This is a genomic window from Meridianimarinicoccus aquatilis (assembly GCF_004358675.1).
Lineage (GTDB): Bacteria > Pseudomonadota > Alphaproteobacteria > Rhodobacterales > Rhodobacteraceae > Meridianimarinicoccus > Meridianimarinicoccus aquatilis.
Genome location: NZ_SMZO01000017.1, coordinates 16,936 through 35,882 on the forward strand (window position 1 = coordinate 16,936; position 18,947 = coordinate 35,882).

General features: G+C 60.5%; 17 protein-coding genes. 6 read left to right on the top strand and 11 right to left on the bottom strand.

The features are described from left to right. Positions 1-25: 25 nt before the first annotated feature. Together E2L05_RS09215 and E2L05_RS09220 are read left to right on the top strand one after the other, a co-directional pair. Entirely contained in the window at positions 26-1,843 is a 1,818-nt protein-coding gene (locus E2L05_RS09215) for an aminopeptidase P family protein (RefSeq protein WP_133342625.1), read from the top strand. A gap of 66 nt (positions 1,844-1,909) precedes the next feature. Continuing rightward, positions 1,910-2,251 carry a DUF427 domain-containing protein gene (locus E2L05_RS09220; protein ID WP_133342626.1) on the top strand — a complete coding sequence of 114 codons (342 nt, stop codon included), beginning with the start codon at positions 1,910-1,912 and terminating at the stop codon, positions 2,249-2,251. 51 nt (positions 2,252-2,302) lie between these two features. Here E2L05_RS09220 and E2L05_RS09225 read toward each other — a convergent pair whose 3' ends face one another. The 5 genes from E2L05_RS09225 to E2L05_RS09245 form a co-directional block, all read right to left on the bottom strand. Next, complete coding sequence (locus tag E2L05_RS09225; RefSeq protein WP_394346547.1) at positions 2,303-3,967, bottom strand: chloride channel protein; 1,665 nt, start codon at positions 3,965-3,967, stop codon at positions 2,303-2,305. A gap of 164 nt (positions 3,968-4,131) precedes the next feature. Beyond that, the gene (locus tag E2L05_RS09230) at positions 4,132-6,273 is read right to left on the bottom strand and encodes a molybdopterin-binding protein (RefSeq protein WP_133342628.1); all 2,142 of its coding nucleotides are present in this window, start codon (positions 6,271-6,273) and stop codon (positions 4,132-4,134) included. Next, on the bottom strand, positions 6,270-6,794 hold the full coding sequence (gene mobB / locus E2L05_RS09235) for a molybdopterin-guanine dinucleotide biosynthesis protein B (protein ID WP_133342629.1): 525 nt from the start codon (positions 6,792-6,794) through the stop codon (positions 6,270-6,272). Before mobB ends, E2L05_RS09230 begins: the two co-directional genes overlap by 4 nt. Further along, on the bottom strand, positions 6,791-7,402 hold the full coding sequence (mobA, locus tag E2L05_RS09240; RefSeq protein ID WP_133342630.1) for a molybdenum cofactor guanylyltransferase MobA: 612 nt from the start codon (positions 7,400-7,402) through the stop codon (positions 6,791-6,793). Before mobA ends, mobB begins: the two co-directional genes overlap by 4 nt. Next, the gene (locus tag E2L05_RS09245; RefSeq protein WP_394346545.1) at positions 7,399-8,280 is read right to left on the bottom strand and encodes a formate dehydrogenase accessory sulfurtransferase FdhD; all 882 of its coding nucleotides are present in this window, start codon (positions 8,278-8,280) and stop codon (positions 7,399-7,401) included. The genes mobA and E2L05_RS09245 overlap by 4 nt, the downstream gene beginning before the upstream one ends. Before the next feature lie 55 nt (positions 8,281-8,335). On the opposite strand from E2L05_RS09245, the gene E2L05_RS09250 reads away from it, so the two are divergent. Beyond that, the gene (locus E2L05_RS09250; protein WP_394346546.1) at positions 8,336-9,064 is read left to right on the top strand and encodes an AzlC family ABC transporter permease; all 729 of its coding nucleotides are present in this window, start codon (positions 8,336-8,338) and stop codon (positions 9,062-9,064) included. Next, positions 9,061-9,390 carry an AzlD domain-containing protein gene (locus E2L05_RS09255; protein WP_133342632.1) on the top strand — a complete coding sequence of 110 codons (330 nt, stop codon included), beginning with the start codon at positions 9,061-9,063 and terminating at the stop codon, positions 9,388-9,390. The genes E2L05_RS09250 and E2L05_RS09255 overlap by 4 nt, the downstream gene beginning before the upstream one ends. Positions 9,391-9,392: 2 nt before the next feature. On the opposite strand, the gene E2L05_RS09260 is transcribed toward E2L05_RS09255, so the two are convergent. The 4 genes from E2L05_RS09260 to E2L05_RS09275 all read right to left on the bottom strand — a co-directional run bounded on the left by E2L05_RS09260 (position 9,393) and on the right by E2L05_RS09275 (position 13,064). Beyond that, positions 9,393-9,998: a hypothetical protein gene (locus E2L05_RS09260; RefSeq protein ID WP_133342633.1), complete on the bottom strand. Its 606-nt coding sequence runs from the start codon at positions 9,996-9,998 to the stop codon at positions 9,393-9,395. 23 nt (positions 9,999-10,021) lie between these two features. Further along, positions 10,022-10,156, bottom strand: coding sequence for an aa3-type cytochrome c oxidase subunit IV (locus E2L05_RS09265; protein WP_133342634.1), 135 nt, complete (start codon positions 10,154-10,156; stop codon positions 10,022-10,024). A gap of 83 nt (positions 10,157-10,239) precedes the next feature. Next, a complete protein-coding gene (locus tag E2L05_RS09270; RefSeq protein ID WP_133342635.1) occupies positions 10,240-11,286 on the bottom strand; it encodes an MBL fold metallo-hydrolase in 1,047 nt (348 codons plus the stop codon). A gap of 68 nt (positions 11,287-11,354) precedes the next feature. Beyond that, positions 11,355-13,064, bottom strand: a complete 1,710-nt coding sequence (locus E2L05_RS09275; protein WP_133342636.1) for an acyl-CoA dehydrogenase — start codon at positions 13,062-13,064, stop codon at positions 11,355-11,357. An 85-nt stretch (positions 13,065-13,149) separates the two neighbouring features. Between E2L05_RS09275 and E2L05_RS09280 the strand changes: the two genes are divergently transcribed. Further along, a complete protein-coding gene (locus E2L05_RS09280) occupies positions 13,150-14,109 on the top strand; it encodes an L-threonylcarbamoyladenylate synthase (RefSeq protein WP_133342637.1) in 960 nt (319 codons plus the stop codon). On the opposite strand, the gene E2L05_RS09285 is transcribed toward E2L05_RS09280, so the two are convergent. Next, on the bottom strand, positions 14,106-14,660 hold the full coding sequence (locus E2L05_RS09285; RefSeq protein WP_133342638.1) for a YqgE/AlgH family protein: 555 nt from the start codon (positions 14,658-14,660) through the stop codon (positions 14,106-14,108). The genes E2L05_RS09280 and E2L05_RS09285 overlap by 4 nt on opposite strands. Before the next feature lie 129 nt (positions 14,661-14,789). Between E2L05_RS09285 and E2L05_RS09290 the strand changes: the two genes are divergently transcribed. Continuing rightward, positions 14,790-15,593 carry a protein-disulfide reductase DsbD domain-containing protein gene (locus E2L05_RS09290; RefSeq protein WP_133342639.1) on the top strand — a complete coding sequence of 268 codons (804 nt, stop codon included), beginning with the start codon at positions 14,790-14,792 and terminating at the stop codon, positions 15,591-15,593. Here E2L05_RS09290 and E2L05_RS09295 read toward each other — a convergent pair. Continuing rightward, complete coding sequence (locus tag E2L05_RS09295) at positions 15,581-18,946, bottom strand: efflux RND transporter permease subunit (protein WP_133342640.1); 3,366 nt, start codon at positions 18,944-18,946, stop codon at positions 15,581-15,583. The genes E2L05_RS09290 and E2L05_RS09295 overlap by 13 nt on opposite strands. Between the last annotated feature and the right edge of the window lies 1 nt (position 18,947).

Genomic DNA, 18,947 nt, shown 5'->3' on the forward strand with positions numbered 1-18,947 from the left:
CCGACTGCAACTTTTGGCAGTGTGCATGTTTCAGACTTTCAACGCTCCGACCCGACCAGAAGCCGGCCCACCAAGATTGGCCGCGCTGCGCGCCGCCCTTGCCGAGAACCGGCTGACAGGGATGCTGGTGCCCCGTGCCGACGCGCACCAAGGGGAATACGTCGCAGAGTGTGACGCGCGCCTCGCGTGGTTGACGGGCTTCACAGGCTCCGCCGGGTTTTGCGCCGTGCTTCCCGAGATCGCAAGTTTGTTCGTCGACGGCCGATACCGCGTTCAGGCGAGAGCTCAAGCTGATGTCAGCGCATTCGACATCGTGCCTTGGCCTGATGTGCGGCTACACGAATGGCTGACAGAGCATGCAAGCCGTGGTGCAACCATCGCATTTGACCCCTGGCTGCACACAGTTCGCGAAATCAAGCAGTTGCGCAAGAATTTGGCTGGAACCGGCGTTACGTTGGTCGAGCGGGATAACTTGCTTGATACGATCTGGTCAGACCGCCCTGCCCCGCCTGTTGCCCCGGCCCGCATCCATCCCAACGCGCTGGCCGGACAAACCGCTGCGGAAAAACGATCAGAGTTGGCGAGCAAACTGAAAGCCACAAGGCACGACGCGGCGATCCTCACACAGCCCGACAGCATTGCATGGCTGTTGAACATCCGCGGCGACGACATTCCGCGTATCCCAGTGGTCCAGGCTTTTGCGATTTTGCACGCAAATGCCCGTGTAGACCTTTTTACAGATCCTGAAAAACTCACCGGACTGGACAACCACCTTGGACCAGAGGTCACGGTACACCCCGGAGATGCCTTTCCCGCTGCACTTCATAGCTTAGGCGGCACAGTACGGTTGGACCCGGATAGCGCGCCGCTTGCGGTTCAGCTCGCGCTGGAAGCGGGGGCCGCGACCCCGGTTTCAGGCCGCGACCCGTGCCTCTTGCCAAAAGCGTGCAAAACGCAAGCCGAACTGGATGGGGCTGAGGCCGCGCATTTGCGCGATGGCGCCGCGATGGTTGAATTCCTGTGCTGGCTCGACGACCGCGCAGCCAAACTTCCAGACACACCCCTGACGGAAATTGATGTCGTCACCGCGCTGGAAGGCTTTCGCGCAGCCACGGGGCAGCTGCGTGACATCAGCTTTGACACTATTGCCGGGACCGGGCCGCACGGGGCCATCGTGCATTACCGCGTCACGACAGACACCAACCGCAGCGTTGCGCCCGGCGATCTGTTGCTTGTGGATAGCGGCGGCCAGTACGAAGACGGCACAACCGACATCACCAGAACCATCCCAATCGGCGATATTGGCCAAGACGCGCGCGCCGCTTTTACACGCGTGCTGCAAGGCGTGATCGCCATAAGCCGCGCCCGGTTTCCGCGCGGTGTTGCGGGGCGTGATCTTGACGCTTTGGCGCGGTTCCCACTTTGGCTCGCAGGGCAGGACTATGATCATGGCACAGGCCACGGCGTTGGCAGCTATTTGTCCGTGCACGAAGGCCCGCAACGCCTGTCCCGCGCCGGATCAGAAGAGCTGCGCAAAGGCATGATCCTGTCCAACGAACCCGGCTATTACCGCGAAGATGCTTTTGGCGTGCGAATTGAAAACCTGATCGTGGTAGAACCCGCGCCAGATCTGGCAGGTGCTGATCCGAAACGCGAAATGCTGGCCTTTCGCACACTGACTTATGTGCCTATCGACCAACGAGCCATCGACATTCCCGCGTTAACCGTGCAGGAAAGGGGCTGGCTTGACACATATCACGCTGAATGTCGCAGCAGGCTGGAACCATTGGTATCGCCCGCAGCGCGCGAATGGCTGGATCGGGCAACGCGCCCACTGAACTGATCTCAGCCAGACTAAGCCGCCGTGATACAGAATTGTATAAGATACGAAACGACAAGGAAGTTGACGATGAGTGAGTTAATCACAATCCGCAAGGCACCCGGCAAATGGGTCGTTTTTGCCAATGGGGCAGTCTACGGCGAAACCAACAACGCGCTGGAACTGTCCGAAGGAAACATGACCCCCGTCATCTATGTCCCGCGGGAGGACATCGCCATGGCGTTTTTCGATAAGACCGAAAAAACAACATCTTGCCCGCATAAAGGCACGGCTTCGTATTATTCCATCGAAACCAAGTCTACCGTATTGGAAAACGTCGCATGGTCCTATGAAGCGCCGAATGCGGACGTCGCGCAAATCGCCGGATACCTTGCTTTCGCCGGTGGGCCAGTGAACGTCGAACAACAATAATTGGCGCCCCCCCTCGTGTGCGGCGCGGCCCGTCTCAGGGGGCACTCCTTTTTATGCGTGTTCTTCTGCGGCTGTAGCTGCCAAAGCCCGGTTATAGGCGCGCAAGGCGTCCAACTCGAACAGGACGCCAACAACTTCGATCTCGCCAGTTTCCTCTGACCAATCCAGAACCGCGACGAAATGGGCCGGAGCGCGCTCAAAGAGCGGCATGGCCTCGCCCAGTGTGGCGGACCGGGGCAGCGATAGCCCAGCTTCGTGCACGGCAAGCGCCGCTTCGTCGCCCGGATAGTCCGGATGCGTCGGGTCTGCCATGACGGTCCCGACCCGGTGCATCGCCAGCAAATACTGCTGAGGGCCCTTGGCAAGATGAACACCCCGTCGTTCCAGTTGCGTCAAGAAAAAAGACCGGTGCACCATATGACTGGCAAGCGCCGTCGACAGAGAAACCGCTGTCATGACGGCGATCCCTGTCTGCCAGTCTCCCGTCAACTCGAACACAATCATGGTTGTTGAAATTGGCGCGCCGAGAACGGCGGCAGCAACCGCACCCATCCCAGCCAAAGCATAGATCGTTTCCGACCCCGACACTTGCGGAAAAATGGCTGTCGCCACCATGCCAAAGGCAAGGCCAGTCAGCGCCCCCATCATCAACGAGGGCGAGAAAATTCCCCCTCCCATCCGGCCTGCAAAAGTGATTGCAACCGCGACGCACTTCACGACCGCAAAAATGACAACTTCATGAAAGACGATCATGCGCCCAGTGAGCGCCGCCGCCGTTGTCTCATATCCAACACCGATGATGTGAGGAAACCAGATCGCGATTGCGCCAAGCATCGCACCTGCCACTGCGGGGCGCAGCCAGCCGGGCATCCGGACCTTGTTCGCAACGACACTCGCCACAGTGTCAGACCAGAACACGAGCCGCATCAGCGCCGCCGCCACAAGTCCACTTAGCAGCCCCAAAAGCACGAAAGCCGGCAGCTCAACCAAAAAGGCCAGTGACCCCGCTTCGGGCAGAACAAATTCCGTCACCCCGCCATATTCGATCCGGTTGATGACCGTGCCCGCCACCGCCGCGATTGCAATCGGCGCAAACGCATGCACGGCATAGTGGCGCAAAACAACCTCAAGCGCGAAGAGGGCCCCGGCAATGGGCGCGTTGAACGACGCCGATACGGCACCGGCCACCGCACACCCCAAAAGCTCACGCCCAGTAATTCCGTCCGCGTGCAACCGGGCGCTGACCCATGACGAAATCAAACCGGCAATGTGGACAACTGGCCCCTCTCGGCCGCTTGATCCGCCTGTTGAGAGCGTCACCAGTGACGCAAAGGCAGAGGCCAGACCAGCGCGGGTTTCCACACGCCCGTCATGCATGGCGGCACCTTCAATCACATCGGCGACGGACCGGACCCGGCCATCGGGCGTGAACCGGTGCAACACAATGCCCACCACAAGCCCGCCAACAATGGGCAGGCTGAGAATCCACCACCACGGAAGCGTACCGGCAACGGTCGCCAATTGAACGTCAGAGGTGCCATAAAACGCGGTCTGAAGGGCCTCGATCGCCTTGCGGAAAAACATGGCGGCCCCGCCTGCGGCCGTGCCGATCAGAAGGGCAATGAACCAGAACTGGATATTGTCCGGACCGCGGCGCCGAAGTGTCCGCAACGCCGCGAGGCTCGTTTCACGGATCGACTGGATTTGTTCGGTCACCCAATTCTGCCGGTCCGACTGCACGCGCTCACCCCTTTCCGTTCAATCCTGCCCCTGTTCTTGCCGCCCCAAAGCGCGCGGGCAAGCCTTTGCAAGCCGTTGTGCTGTTATCTTTGGAAATACAGGGCATCCGTGCCGCTTTCGCAGACGCATAGCCTGCTTTGTCACAAACCAAAGCTGCCGAACGGGAAGTATCTGACCGGATCGCCGGGTGCGATGTCGCGTGCGCCGTCCTCAAGTTCGACCAGACCTTCGGCCCAACTCAGTCCCGAAATCCGGCCTGACCCTTCGGAAGCGAACACCTCTGCCGCGCCATCGGCAGACAAACGCGCGCGCAGATACTCTCGCCGCCCCGGCTTCTTGCGTTTCGAAAACGCGGCCGGAACGGTGTATCCCTGCGGTGTGGTCCAACCTGCCCCTGACAGACGCGCCATCGCCGGACGGGCAAAGACAAGGGCACACACGAACGCGGCGACCGGATTGCCGGGCAACCCCACCACTGGAACACCGTCCCAGAGGCCAAGAGCCAAGGGGCGCCCCGGCTTGACCGCGATGCGCCAGCTTTGCAGGGCACCAGCCTCGCTCAACAGGGCCGAAACGTGGTCTTCATCCCCAGCCGATGCGCCACCCGACGTCAGGATCACATCGACTTGCGACGCTGCTGCATCCAGCACCTTGCGCAGCGCGGCCCGATCATCACCCACATGGCCCAGATCCACCGCAGCGTGCCCCCAGCGACCGGCAAGCGCCAACAACATCGGGCGATTGGCATCATAGGTGCGATCAGGCCCAGCCGTCTGCCCAGCAGGAACAAGTTCATCCCCCGTGGACAAGACGCCCACCCGCAATCGGTCAAACACGGGAATATGCGACAGTCCCAGCGCCGATAGAAGCGCCAGATCTGCGGGCGTCAAGACGCGCCCGAGGGGAAGCGCCACAGCCCCTTCCTTGACGTCCTCTCCTGCACGCCGCGTGTTTGCACCGGGTTTGATCGGGCCATCAAACGCGATCTGGCCATCGGCTACGGCGACATCCTCCTGAAGCACAACAGTATCAACACCATCTGGCACCAAAGCCCCGGTCAGAATACGCACTGCAAACCCGGGCGGCACTGTATGCGGGTATGGCGCACCCGCTGCGGCGCGTCCCGCAACCAGTGGCAGAACCTGCCTGCCAGTCCCGGTGGACACCGCCGCAAAGCCATAGCCATCCACCGCAGAATTTGCACCCGGCGGATTGGACCGAACAGCGGTCGCATCTTGCGCAAGCACCCGCCCAAGTGCGTCGTTCACCGGGCATTGGCCTGACTGCACCACAGGGCGTAGTCTGGCCTTCAAAAGCGCAAGCGCCTCGTCAACCGGCGTCCATGTCACTCCTTGGGGCAGTGCAAAACAATCATCTGCCAGGCGCGGGGGCACCAGATTCGGGGCGGCGGCGGCTTGTAACGCTGCCTCTGCACCAACGCCCAGTATCCAGCCCTCTTCGCTTTGGGCCGCGCCTTCTGGCACCGCATCAAACATTCCCTGAAGCGTTCCGGCCTGCTGTGCCGCCATCAGGGCACTAGCCAAAACGCGCACCTGCAGATCATCCTTGATGGCATCACGATCGGCTTGCGCCGCAAGCTCAACAGCGTGATCCAACAGGGACGGATAAATCTCGGCTAGAACAATGGGGGCGCGTGTATGCTCGAACGGCCAAGCGGAAAGAGTGTTTCCGAAATGGTGCCGAAGCTTCGCAAGATACGGAAGCCCGACAAGCGCCTGTGACCCCACCGATCCGGTGGTAAAGAGCTTCCAGCACGGCTGCGCCCGGCGCACCTGCATCTCGACACCTCGCCGTTCCGGCAATCCATCAAACGTGCGCGATGTTCCCCGCTCAGGAACCCCCGGAAGATCCAAGGTCGCAGGCCGCCCCCAAAACGGACCGACACCGGGGAAAAGTGCATTAAGGTCAGACGCCACTTCGAACCGATTGTTCGCGTTGTCCGGCCCGTCCGAAATCAACCCGGCTAACGTGTCCCACAGGGCCAATGCGCTGGGGCGCCCGGCGACAGTGGCGGCAAAGCCTTGCGGATATCCGAATGGAAAGTCAAAGCCGACCAACGCGCGCTCTTTGGCGGCAAGACAGGCGTCAAGCCGTTCGGTCAGCGCCGCAATCGCGGCTGACCTCGTGCGATGATACGTGCTGGCGCATGAGCCGTCTGTCGCGGCTTCGGCGATCCAGATGGCGTCAGCCGCAGGGTGCGCAGGCGATGGGGCAGACCGCGCGGACCAATCCACGACAAAAACACGGTCAAAGCCGGTCACTCCGCCTCGCCCTGTGCGGCGGGGCGCATCAGCCCAACCTCACCAAGAATGAAGTCCGCAATCGCAGCCGTGTCATCAAGATCGAAACGTGGCACGGTGAGATCAGGCAAAACCGTGTCAGACGCAACGGCGCGGATTGTCGGGTCATCCGGCGCGATCAGGGCATGTTTAGCATCTGCGCGCCAGGCTTCCACCTTTGGGTGACGGTCGCGCTTGTACCCCTCGATCAGGATCAGATCCACTGGGGCGAGCTTTTCAAGTAAAACCTCTAACGGCGGCTCGTCGCGATCTCGCAATTCATGCATCAAGGCCCAGCGGCCCCGCGAGGCCAAAAGCACTTCGGTTGCGCCTGCGGTCCGGTGTCGGTGGCTGTCTTTGCCGGGCTGGTCCACATCGAAACTGTGATGAGCGTGCTTTAACGTTGACACAGTGATGCCGCGCCCGGTGATCTCTGTCACCAGCCGTTCCATCAGGCCCGTCTTGCCAGCGTTCTTCCAGCCCGTAACACCATAAATTCTCATTCTGCGGTGGTCCGGATGATCCGTTCGGCCTGCATGTAATCCTCGGGCGTATTGATGTTGAAAAATGGGTCGCCCGGAAAGACCGTTGAAGTGGCTCCGTGCCGGTCAGTCCACAATACAACCTTGCGCAACCCATCCTCAAGAGCTTGACGCAGATCGAAACGAAGCGCCACCGGCCAGTAGCCGAATGTGGGATGCCGCACGAGCCGCCCTTCTTCGATGGTCGCAGCGAGCGCAATCGGCGTGCCTGCGCGCCGGGCCCCTTCCCGCAAGCGGCTGCCCAGATCGGTCGGAAAGAACGGTGTGTCAGCTGCGGCGGTAATCACGTGACTGGCCCCCAAGTCGGCAGCCCAATCCATCCCGGCAAGCACCCCGGCCAGTGGCCCCGGAAAGCCAGCCACCGTGTCGGGCAACACCGGCAACCCAAATTCGGCAAAGCGCGCGGCATCGCCATTCGCGCTCAGGGCCATGCGTCCCACTTGCGGGCCAAGCCGGTCGATCACGCGATCGAGCATGGATTGCCCCCCAAGGATCAATCGCCCCTTGTCGCCCCCGCCCATGCGCCGTGCCTGCCCGCCAGCAAGAATTATACCTGCCGAAACCGTCATGCTGCCCCCTTGCGGCGCGACTTGCGAGGCTCTTCTTCGACGAAGGACACATCGGCGTCCCGGACCAAACGATCCTCGCCTGCAAGGCATACAAAGCGTTGACCGCGCAGCCGGCCAATCAGGGTCAGCCCGACTTTTTGCGCAATCTCGACACCCCATGCCGTGAAGCCCGACCGCGAGGCCAACACCGGAATCCCCATCAGCGCCGTTTTGATGACCATTTCGCTGGTCAGCCGCCCGGTGGTATAAAGTGTCTTGTCCGCCGCACGAACGCCTTCATCGAACATCCAGCCCGCCACCTTATCCACTGCGTTATGGCGGCCAACATCTTCCATGTACACAAGCGGCTCCGCACCTTGGCACAGGACGGTTCCGTGGATTGCCCCGGCTTCAAGGTACAGGCTTGGCGTGCGGTTGATCTTGTGCGACAGCGCATAAAGGTCCGATGTGCGCAGGGTTGCAGGCGGCAATGTCAGCCCTTCAAGACCGGCCATCATATCCCCGAACACGGTGCCAACGGCGCAGCCCGATGTTCGGGTCTTGCGAGCCAACTTGTCTTCGTGATCCGTCTCGACGGCGGTTCGCACAACAACGACTTCAAGCTCTTCGTCAAAATCGATGCCCGTCACAACATCACCGTCCGACAACATTCCCTGATTGCGCAGAAACCCCAGCGCCAGATATTCGGGATAATCGCCAATGGTCATGGCCGTGACAATTTCGCGGCTATTCAAATAGATCGTCAGCGGGCGCTCTTCGACGACCGAAATCGTCTGCTCAGCACCCGTGTGGTCGACACCGCGCACCGCCCGTGTCAGGCCTGTCCGCGTTGGGTCAGGCGCAATCACATACCCGCAGGTTTCGGATCGTGTGGGCAATTGCACCTCCTCGCACCATCGAATAGCACATCGGCAGTCACGATAGGACGAAGCCTTGCCAACCTCCACACCCAAAATCACCGCATCCACGCCAAGACACCAGTTTGCACGCGGCCTGAAGGGCGGCGCCCCGTTCATTCTTGTCATCGCGCCTTTCGGGTTGTTGTTCGGTGTGATCGGAACCGAGGCAGGTCTCAACCTTGCAGAGGTCATGGCGTTCACCGTGCTGGTAATCGCCGGCGCGGCGCAATTCACAGCCGTGCAACTGATGGTCGACAACGCCCCGGTGTTTATCGTTCTGGCCACCTCGCTGGCGGTCAACCTGCGTATGGCGATGTATTCGGCGTCTCTGACGCCCCATTTGGGTCAGGCGCCGATGTGGCAAAGGGCCTTGGTCGCGTATGGGCTGGTCGATCAGTCCTATGCGATCAGCATGATCGAATTTGAGCAGAACAAGGCGATGACCTTACCCGAGCGTTTCGCGTTCTTCATGGGCAGCTTCTTGATCGTGGCACCGTTCTGGTATGGCTCTACCTTGCTTGGGGCGTTGGTCGGCACGTCCATTCCCGATAGTTTCGCCCTTGATTTCGCAATCCCCATCACCTTTCTTGCCCTCATCGCGCCCGCCCTACGCACAGTTCCGCATGTGGTCGCCGCATTCGTATCAGCCGTTCTGGCACTTGCACTGTCCGCAATGCCCTATGGCACCGGCCTGTTGTTGGCCGCCCTTGTGGCAATGATTGCGGGTGCAGCAACAGAACTGGCGCTGGAGAAACGGTCATGATCGCAAGCAATGCACAGGTATGGCTTATCATCGCCGGGCTGGGCGTTGGAACCTACCTGATCCGGTTCTCGTTTCTGGGGTTGGTCGGGGACAGGCCCTTGCCCACATGGCTGCTTCGGCTGCTACGATACACCCCTGTGGCGGTCATGCCGGGCCTTGTGGCCCCATTGATCCTGTGGCCACAAGCAACGGGCGGCTCGCCAGAGCCAGCCCGCATTGCTGCGGCCTCGGTGACCTTGGCGGTCGGGCTTTGGACACGCAATGTCATCGCCGCCGTGGTTGCCGGCCTAGTGACGCTTTACGCCCTTCTGTGGGTGCTGGGCTGATCTCAGTCGTTGAACTCAAGGTTAAGATCAGACCAGTCGTCAGGGCTGTCATCTGTGTAAAGAACGGTCGTCACGCCGGGCAGCTCTGCAAATTCCGCCGAAGCCTTTAACGGAAACCAGCTTGTCGCAAACTCTTCGAACCCTGGCAAATTCGCCAGAATTGTGGTGATCGACCGGGTACATTGGGCTGGCGGCACAGACCCATAGGCACGCGCTTCTGCCAGCGCCTGTGCTGCGACAGCCATTGGCACTTCGATGGTCTGCGCGCGGATGCGGAAAGTTTCCCGCGCGTGGTAGTCAAAGAACCACTTTTCCATAGCCGGTGAGAAATTTCGGTGGAAATCACCTTGCTCAGGGGCAAGCGGATGCCGCCACGACCCCGCGGGATTGAACACCACACGTTCCGGGCCGTTGATGATCAACGCCGAATGGGCCCCGGCATTGGACCGGTTCGATATGCTGGTGACAAGTGTAAGAGAAGGCGGGTCGTTGCTGACATAGCTGTACCGCGCCATATCCACGTCCGTGGCCTGCGGTGTCTTATCCGCACAACCCGCCAACCCGGCAACAAGAAGCAGGGCGCACAGCCCGCGCTGCACGCCCCACATGGCACTCTGCCTCAATGCCTGTATCAGCCGTTCACCAGACCGATAAAAATCAGCAACAGGATCGAAAATGTAGCCACATAGACCGAAGCCTTGATGAAGCCCTGAAAGGTCTTTTCCTGCGTTTCGATGTTCATCTTGCCGTGCTCGTGCTTCGCCATGATGGTCTCCCTCGTGTGTCTTTGGATTGTGGGTAATCGAATTGAACGGCCCTGTCACGCCCCGCACCTGCCGATAATGAGCGTCATTTTGACTGCCACAGCCATGCGCCATCAGCCCGGCGCCAGCGCGTCACCTCGCCCCGTGCCAGCAAATGGTTCAGGTGAGCAACCGCCTCAACCAAAGCCAACCCGTAAGCATCGCCGGAAATATCGCGTTTGAATATCGGCAAAAAACACTCAGCCGCCGTGTGCGGCTCGGCAAGATGCGCCTGAAGTCGCGCCAGTGCGCCATGGTGGTTTTCGGCCAGTTGGTGCAGGCGGTGCGGCAGCCCGGTAAACGGCAGTTTATGCCCCGGCAGAACCAGATGATCTTCGCGGGCGATGGCGGCAAAGGCTGCGCAGCTATCAAGCCAGCCCGCCAACGGGTCCGCGTCAGGCTCTGTCGCGTAGACCCCGATATTTGGCGAGATGGAGGGTAAAAGCTGGTCCGCCCCCAGAACGAACGGCGCGTCCTCACACCACAGCGTGGCCTGTTCTGGGGCATGCCCATAGCCCGTGCGCACCCGCCACTTGCGATGCCCCAGCGCGATCACGTCGCCATCGCGGATGCACCGGAAGCCAACCGGCATGGGCGCAACGACATCTGCAAAGTTGAACGGGCGTTCCTGTGCACGCTTGGCATAGACATCTGCCGCCATACCCGCGCTGCGCCAAAAGGCCATTGTTTCGGCCGTAGGGCGCGGCTGTTCATCCAGTTGCAACATCCGCGCAAAAAGCCACGCCGTGCGCGTGGTGATCAGGTCTGCCCCGTGTTCGGTCTGAAACCAGCCTGCCAACCCCACATGGTCCGGGTGATGATGCGTGACCAGTACCCGTCGCACGGGCGCGCCCCCCAGTGGACCATCGAGAAGCGATTGCATCTCGGCTTTGCCGCGCTTTGTGCCAAGCCCGGTGTCGATCAGCGTCCAGCCATCGTCACCGGCAAGGGCGTAAATATTCACATGGTCCAGTGCCATGGGCAGCGGCACCCGCATCCACAAAATGCCATCGGCCACCTCAATGGCCGTTCCCGGCGCCGGGGCTTCGGGAAACGGGGTGCGGATACGCGGGTCTGCCTTGGTAGGTTTCATAGCTTGCTCAAACCTGCTGCGTTGCGGCAAGTCAACCCCGCCCTGAAAAGCTGTAACGCACTTTGCCCTCAGGCAGATTGCAGACCAAAATCAAGATCGTACAGATCGGCGCCCCCGATTTGAGCTTGCGCCAAGAGCCCGGAAATTTCGGGCAATAGCCGCCAGATATACACCCGCATCAGCGCCGATCGCGCCGTCTTTGGTGCAGCCAAAGCCGACCTGAGATGGAACAGCCCCCCCAGCACACGCGCAAAGCCGCGAAGAAAGGGAACTGCACCGGCAAAGCGATCATTCAGATCTTCCTGTGACAGCATCCATTCCGTCGCCTCGCGCAGAGTTTGCGCCGCATTCCAAAGCGCCTCGGCTTCATGGGGAAACACATCGCGCGCGGCGCGGGTGGTATCTTCGATTTCTTTGATCAGACCAAAGGCTGCCTCGCCGCCATCTGACAGCTTGCGCGAGACAAGATCCATCGCTTGAATCCCGTTGGTCCCTTCGTAAATTGCGGTGACGCGCACGTCGCGGCTGAATTGCGCGGCGCCGGTTTCTTCAATCACACCCATGCCGCCAAACACCTGCACGCCGTCATTGGCCGCCGCGATCCCCACATCCGTCCCGAATGCCTTGGCAATCGGCGTCAGGAAGGCCGCGCGCGCTTCCCAATGGGATGCCTCGGTCGCTGTCTGCATGTCGATAGCCACCGCGCACGCCAAAGAAATCGACCGTGCCGCGAATAAATCGGCCTGCATTGCTGTCAGCATCCGACGCACATCGGCGTGGCCAAGGATCGACGTCTCACCAGTTGGGGTGCGTCCTTGCTTGCGCTCTGCCGCGTATGCCAGCGCATGCTGCATCGCGGCCTCGGCGATGCCGACACCCTGAACACCTACACCAAGGCGCGCATTGTTCATCATGGTGAACATTGCAGCCATTCCGCCCTGCGGCGGCCCAATCAGCCAGCCAGTCGCACCATCATACTGCATCACGCAGGTGGGGGAGCCGTGTAGTCCCAGCTTGTGTTCCAACGACACAACCGACACGCCATTGAGCACGCCGGGCTTTCCGTCTGTATCCGGCAGGCGCTTTGGTACCAAAAACAAGCTCAGCCCTTTTGTGCCGGCCGGGGCCTCTGGCAAGCGCGCCAGAACAAGATGACAGACATTTTCAGCAACATCGTGATCGCCCCAAGTGATATAGATCTTCTGCCCGGTGATCGCAAAAGTCCCATCGCCATTGTCTTGCGCCTTGCTTTGGACAGCTCCCACATCGGACCCGGCTTGCGGCTCTGTCAGGTTCATCGTTCCGGTCCATTCACCGGAAATCAGTTTGGGCAGATACAATGCCTTGATGTCATCGCTGGCGTGATGCGAAAGCGCCTCGATCTGGCCCTGTGACAGAAGCGGACAAAGTTGCAAAGACAGGCACGCACCGGACATCATGTCATTCAGCGCCGTGTTCAGTGTCAAAGGCAGCCCCATGCCGCCATAAGTTTCAGCCGCCGACAGGCCGATCCAGCCCCCTTCAGCAATCGCGCGATAGCCCTCGGAAAATCCGGGCGAAGTTCGCACGACGCCGTTTTCAATTCGGGCCGGATGAAGATCACCCGCTCGGTTGAGCGGCGCAATAACCTCGTCGCACAGCCGCCCGATTTCGGTGAGGATGGCATCTGTCACATCGGCCGCTGCACCTTCGAACTGCTGCGTGGCGGTGACTTGAGCGAAATCCACCACATGCGCGAGCAGGAACTTGAACTCTGAAACGGGGGCAGTGTAGGGCATAGGGACTCCTCGGGCAGCGTGTCCCGGAACCCTATAACAGCCCCGCCGCCTGACAACCGAAACGCCGCGTCACAGGACACCCGCAATGCGCATACAGACCGACCGGCTCGTTCCTGACCCTTCCGGCCTGGCACGTGCAGCGCAGATCCTTGAAACGGGGGGGCGCGTCGCCTTCCCGACTGAGACGGTATATGGTCTGGGTGCAAACGCCCGGAGCGATGCCGCCGTCGCGAGTATTTACGCCGCCAAGGATCGCCCGGCCTTCAATCCGCTGATCGTCCATGTGGCTGATGCTGCTGCCGTAAGCGCCATTGCGCACCTTGGCCCGCAGGCCATGACGCTTGCAGCCGCATTTTGGCCCGGCCCTTTGACGTTGGTACTTCCGCTGAAACCGGGTGCCGGTATTTCGCCGCTGGTCACCGCTGGTCTGAACAGTATTGCCCTGAGGGTGCCCGCGTCCAAGGTCGCCCAAGACCTGCTGCGCGCATGTGGCGTGCCGCTTGCCGCGCCCTCTGCCAACCCGTCAGGCAGGATCAGCCCCACCACTGCGGCCCATGTTCTGGCAGGGCTCGACGGACGGATCGAAGCAGTTCTGGATGGTGGGCCCTGCGCCGTGGGCGTGGAATCCACGATCCTTGATCTGACGGGCACCCCCCGGCTCTTGCGTCCCGGCGGCTTGGCAGCAGAAGCGATGGAAGACGTTTTGGGAGCGCCAATCATCATCGAAACAACCGCCAACGACACGCGGCCCATGGCGCCAGGTCAACTCACGTCACACTACGCGCCGCGCGCCCCGGTCAGGCTGAATGCAAAAGCGCCGTTGGCCAATGAAGTCTTGCTTGGATTTGGCCATGCGCCGGACGCCACGATAAACCTGTCCCCACGCGGCGATTTGACCGAGGCGACCGCGCGCCTGTTTTCCGCGTTGCACGACCTTGATGCGTCGGGCGCTGCGGCCATTGCCGTCTCGCCCATTCCAAACACCGGCCTTGGCGCTGCGATCAATGACCGCCTCAGACGCGCCGCCGCCCCGCGCGAAGGCTAAGCCCGGCCAGCTGCACCGGACAAGGTGACAGGGTCGATACCCATGGCCGCCAAAACCGCCGCCCATTTGTCATCACTGTCCACGTTGAAAATCAACTGCGCACTGGCATCGGCCACAAGCCACGCGTTCTGCGCCAATTCTGCTTCCAACTGACCCGGACCCCAACCTGAGTACCCCAGAGCCAAAAGACATGCGTTGGGCCCTTGCCCGCGCGCGATGTCTTCAAGCACATCCAGTGTCGCCGTCATGGCGAAACCACCCTCAACGCGAAGCGTTGTTTCGGGCGCGCCATACTCGTCGGAATGCAGAACAAACCCTCGAGCATGTTCCACCGGGCCGCCGAGAAAAACCTCTGGCACCGGGACGTCGCTGAGTGCTTCGATCGACAGCTGAGAAAGTAGCTTGCGAAAGCCAACCTCAACGGCGGGTTTGTTGACGATCAAGCCCATGCCACCTTCATCGGAATGTGAACACATAAAGATCACGCTTTTCTCAAAACGCGGATCGCCCATGCCGGGCATTGCCAAAAGAATTTTGCCTGTCAGATCCATGATAACCTATAAATATTTCTAGAACTTCACCCTGTTCCTGCGCTCCGCGCAAGGGCAAGTCGAAAACAATGACGCCGCATCGCCTGAATGTGACTTGGTGTTGAAGCGCTTTTCTGCAAACACCGTGCCATGAAAAAGCGAATTGCCTCCTCTGCCGTCCTTGGTTTCCTTCTGTGTTCAGCCGTGACTGCGCCTGCTCAATCTGTGCAGGATGTGGTCGAGCTTGATCTGGTTCCTGGCTGGCGTACTGAAACTGGCAGTCACATGGCTGGGCTTCGCATCACCCTCGCCCCCGGTTGGAAAACCTATTGGCGCGTGCCCGGCGAGTCTGGCATTCCGCCGACGCTCACTTTCGCGCAGTCGACGAATGTACACTCCGTGCGTATAGGATGGCCGCGACCGGGAGTTTTCGAAAGCTATGGGCTGGAAACAATCGGATACGCGGACGAAGTTGTCTTACCGTTAGAAATCAAGCCAACCGATGCCTCGACGAAAATGAACGTATCAGTGCGTGCTTCTATCGGGGTGTGCAGAGATATCTGCTTGCCGGTTGAGATCCTGTTTTCGTCTGACATCGCACCGGGGGCTGGGGCGCATGAGCCACTCATTTCCGAAGCCATTGCGCGCATTCCCAAAACGGTGCAGAGCCAGACCGCGCGCTGCGCTGTGGAGCCTATCCGCGACGGATTGCAAATCACCGCATATCTGCCTGTGCCTGCCCAAGGCGGCACCGAGCGTGTCTTTCTCGAACCTTCGCGCAGCGATGTCTGGACCTCGCCCAGCAAGGTGAGCCGTAAGGGCGATACGATTACCGCCGTCGCCGACCTTGTACCGCCCGAGGCAAAGCCATTTGCCCTGAATCGTTCACAGATGCGCTTCACTGTTCTTGGGGACAAAGGCGCGGTTGAAATGTTTGGTTGTCAGGCTGACTGACCCCGTCGCCGCATCAAAGGCAGCATCGACACGACCAAAAGTGCTGCGAGAGTCATCAGAATCACCCCGATCGCGAAGATGACAAAGGCACCGCCCATGCCAACCTCGGGACGTCCCACCGACACAAGCATACGACCAAGGGTTGCCTGTGCCCCAAGCGTCGCGCCGCCCCACAGCGCCAAAAGCACCGAGAGAGATAGGCTGGCAACAGTAGCGCCGCGCGCCCGTCCGAACAAAGCCCGCCGTGCAGCCCTGAGGCAGCGCGACACATCCTGACCACTTGCCAGTAGCGCTGGCACCATGATCAGAACCAAGACCATCCCAAAGCCAAGCCCGTAGACCAGCGTTATGACCGTGGGCTTCAGAAATTGCGCGTCGCGCGACGTTTCATAAAGAAGCGGGGCAAGTCCCAGAACCGTAGTAAGGGTCGTCAAAAGCACCGGGCGCAGCCGATCACACACCGCATCAACGATTGCAGGCCGCAATCCGCGCGTGCGGGCATAGCTGTCGATGGTGGTGATCAACACAATGCTGTCATTGATGATGATCCCCGTCATGCCAATCAGCCCAACAACACTGAACATCGACAGCGGAACATCCCAGATATAGTGCCCCCAGATCGTGCCGATCAGGCCAAACGGAATAACGGCCATAATCACCAAAGGACGGGTCCAACTGGCAAAGACCCAGGCAAGGGTCATGAATATTCCCAGCAGACACAGCGTGAACCCAATACTCGCGTCGGACAAGAAATCACTCTCTTGTTCGGCCAAACCAGCCAACCGCCAGCCAACACCGGATTCTTCCTCGATCCGGGGCAAAATCTCTGTTTCCAGCGTTTCCATGATTTGCGCAGCGCGCGTGGGATCATCTTCGGACAGATCACCGTTGACTGATACAGTGCGCAATCCGTTTTCGCGCCGGATGCTGGCAAAACCCGGCTCAGCCCGCCAAGTTACGAGATCTGCAAGCGGCAGATATTGGCCTGACGGTGCCCGCAGTCGCACACGTTCAAGAAAGTCCGCCGTGGCCTCGCCCTCAGGAACCTCTACGCGGATTGTTCCGGTGCGTGGCCCGTCTGGAAAGCTCAATGCCTCGATGCCGGTCAGCCGATCCCGCAGCACTCTGCCCAGCGTATCAATGGAAAAGCCAAGAACCTGCGCACGCGGGGTCAGGTCCAGGGTGATCTCGCGCTTGTCCCATGGCATCGTGTCCTGCAACGCCGAAACTTCGGGATAGGTTGAAAGCTCCCGTTTCAAAGTTTCAGCCGCCGCCTTGAGCTGCCCCGTATCGGTTCCGAAAAGTTGAACATCCAACGCATCGCCGCCCGGGCCCGCCCGCCAGCTTCGGAAGCTCAACTCTTCGGTGCGCGGCAAGCGCTCAACCTCGTCCTGAAACAATCGCAGCACTTCGAATGAAGAGTATGGGCGCAGGTCGGCACCAATCAATTCAATGGAAATCGATCCCTGCAAATCCGGGTCTTTCTCGTCAGCCGAAGCCAGACCACGCCCTGTCGTTCCACCCACCTTGGCCAGAACATAGTCCAGTGGATTACGGCCATGTTGCGCTTGCAGATCTGCTGCGACCACGTCTGCTGCCCGCTGCAATTCGCGCATTTGCGCCATCGTATCCGCGCGCGTTGCATCAGACGTCATCACGAAATTACCGGTGATGGAGCCGCGCTCCGGCGCATTGAAAAAGCGCCATGGCACCTCTCCCGACATCAGCAACAGTGCCTGACTGGTCAAAAGGGCGACAAGACCCGCCAAGATCGGATACCGGGCCGCAATCACCAAGCGCATCAATGGGCGAAAGACCCGTTCCCGCACCCAACCAAAGCCGCGATTTACCTGCCGGGACGGCCAATCATACCACGCATCGTGCCGCGATGCCGCGAGCGCGTGGCGCATGTGAGCCGGCAAGATCAGAAAACATTCGACAAGGGACGCCGCCAGTACGGCGACGACGGTGACGGGGATATCAAAGACCATGGCCCCAAAGCGCCCGCCAATCGCCGTCAGCCCCCAAAACGCAATGATCGTCGTCAGGGCGGCAGAAAAGACCGGCAGGGCCATGCGGCGGGCCGCAGTTTCAGCCGCGCGGGTCGGAGACTCGCCCAGCGTACGAGACCGGAAGTCCGCATGCTCTGCCACGACAATTGCGTCATCGACCACGATCCCCAAGGTCAGGATCAGCCCAAACAGCGAAATCATGTTCAGCGACAATCCGGCGGCATACATAACGGCGATGGCGGCACACATGGCCACCGGAATCCCTGCCGCGACCCACAACGCCGCACGTGCATTCAGGAACAGGAAAAGTAGCCCGACCACCAACGCCAGACCGGTCAGGCCATTATCCAGCAGGATATTCAACCGGTCCGAAATTGCATCCGCGCGGGTGCGCACAAGATCAACAGTAACGCCGTCCGGCAAAGTCTGCGTGAAGTCTGCGGCAAGCTCTTCGACCTGCCTTTGCAGCGCAATGGCATCGCCCCGCGCAGACCTGTCGACCCGTAGGGAAATCGCAGGTTGTTTACCAACAAAATAGGCGCTGACCCGATCGGTTCCGCCTATTTCCACTTGAGCAACGTCACCAACGGTAAGGCTTGATCCATCGGCCGCGCTGCGCAGAACAATCGCGGCGATGTCGCCAGCTTCGCGCCGAGCTGTGCCGCTGCGCAACCTCGCATCAGCGCCTGCGACACTTCCCGACGGGGCGGTTCCCGCCTGGGCAGTGACCGCTGATGCGATTTGCGACAAGGTCATGTCATATCGGATCAGATTTGCGGTCGGCACTGTGATGCGGATTTCAGGGTCGGCAATGCCGCTGATCGTTGTCCGGGTCACCCCGATTTCGAACAAGCGCAACACAAACGCGTCTGTGAAACGGGCCAACTGGTCCACCCCGACCGGGCCGGTGAGCACCACATCCGTTACCCGATCACGCCATTCCCGCCGGGTCACTTCGGGGCGGTCTGCATCCTCTGGCAGGTCAGAAACACTGTCCACAGCTGTTTGCACCGCATCAAGTGCGCGTGCCATATCCCAGCCGGGTTCAAATTCCAAAGAAATGGTCGCGGTGCCGTCACGGGCCACAGAATCGGTTTCTTCAACCCCATCAACTGCCTGCAACGCGGGCAGTAGCGGTGCCACGACCGCGCGGTCCACATCTTCGGGGCCGGCCCCATCCCAACGCACGGTCACCCTGACATCGTCAAGAACGATGTCCGGAAAGAACTGCGCCCGCATCTGAACAGCTGCGGCAAGACCGAGCACAACCATCACCGCCAACAGCAGGTTGGCGGCCGTACCATGACGTACGAAGTACCCTATAAGACCGCCGCGCCCCACT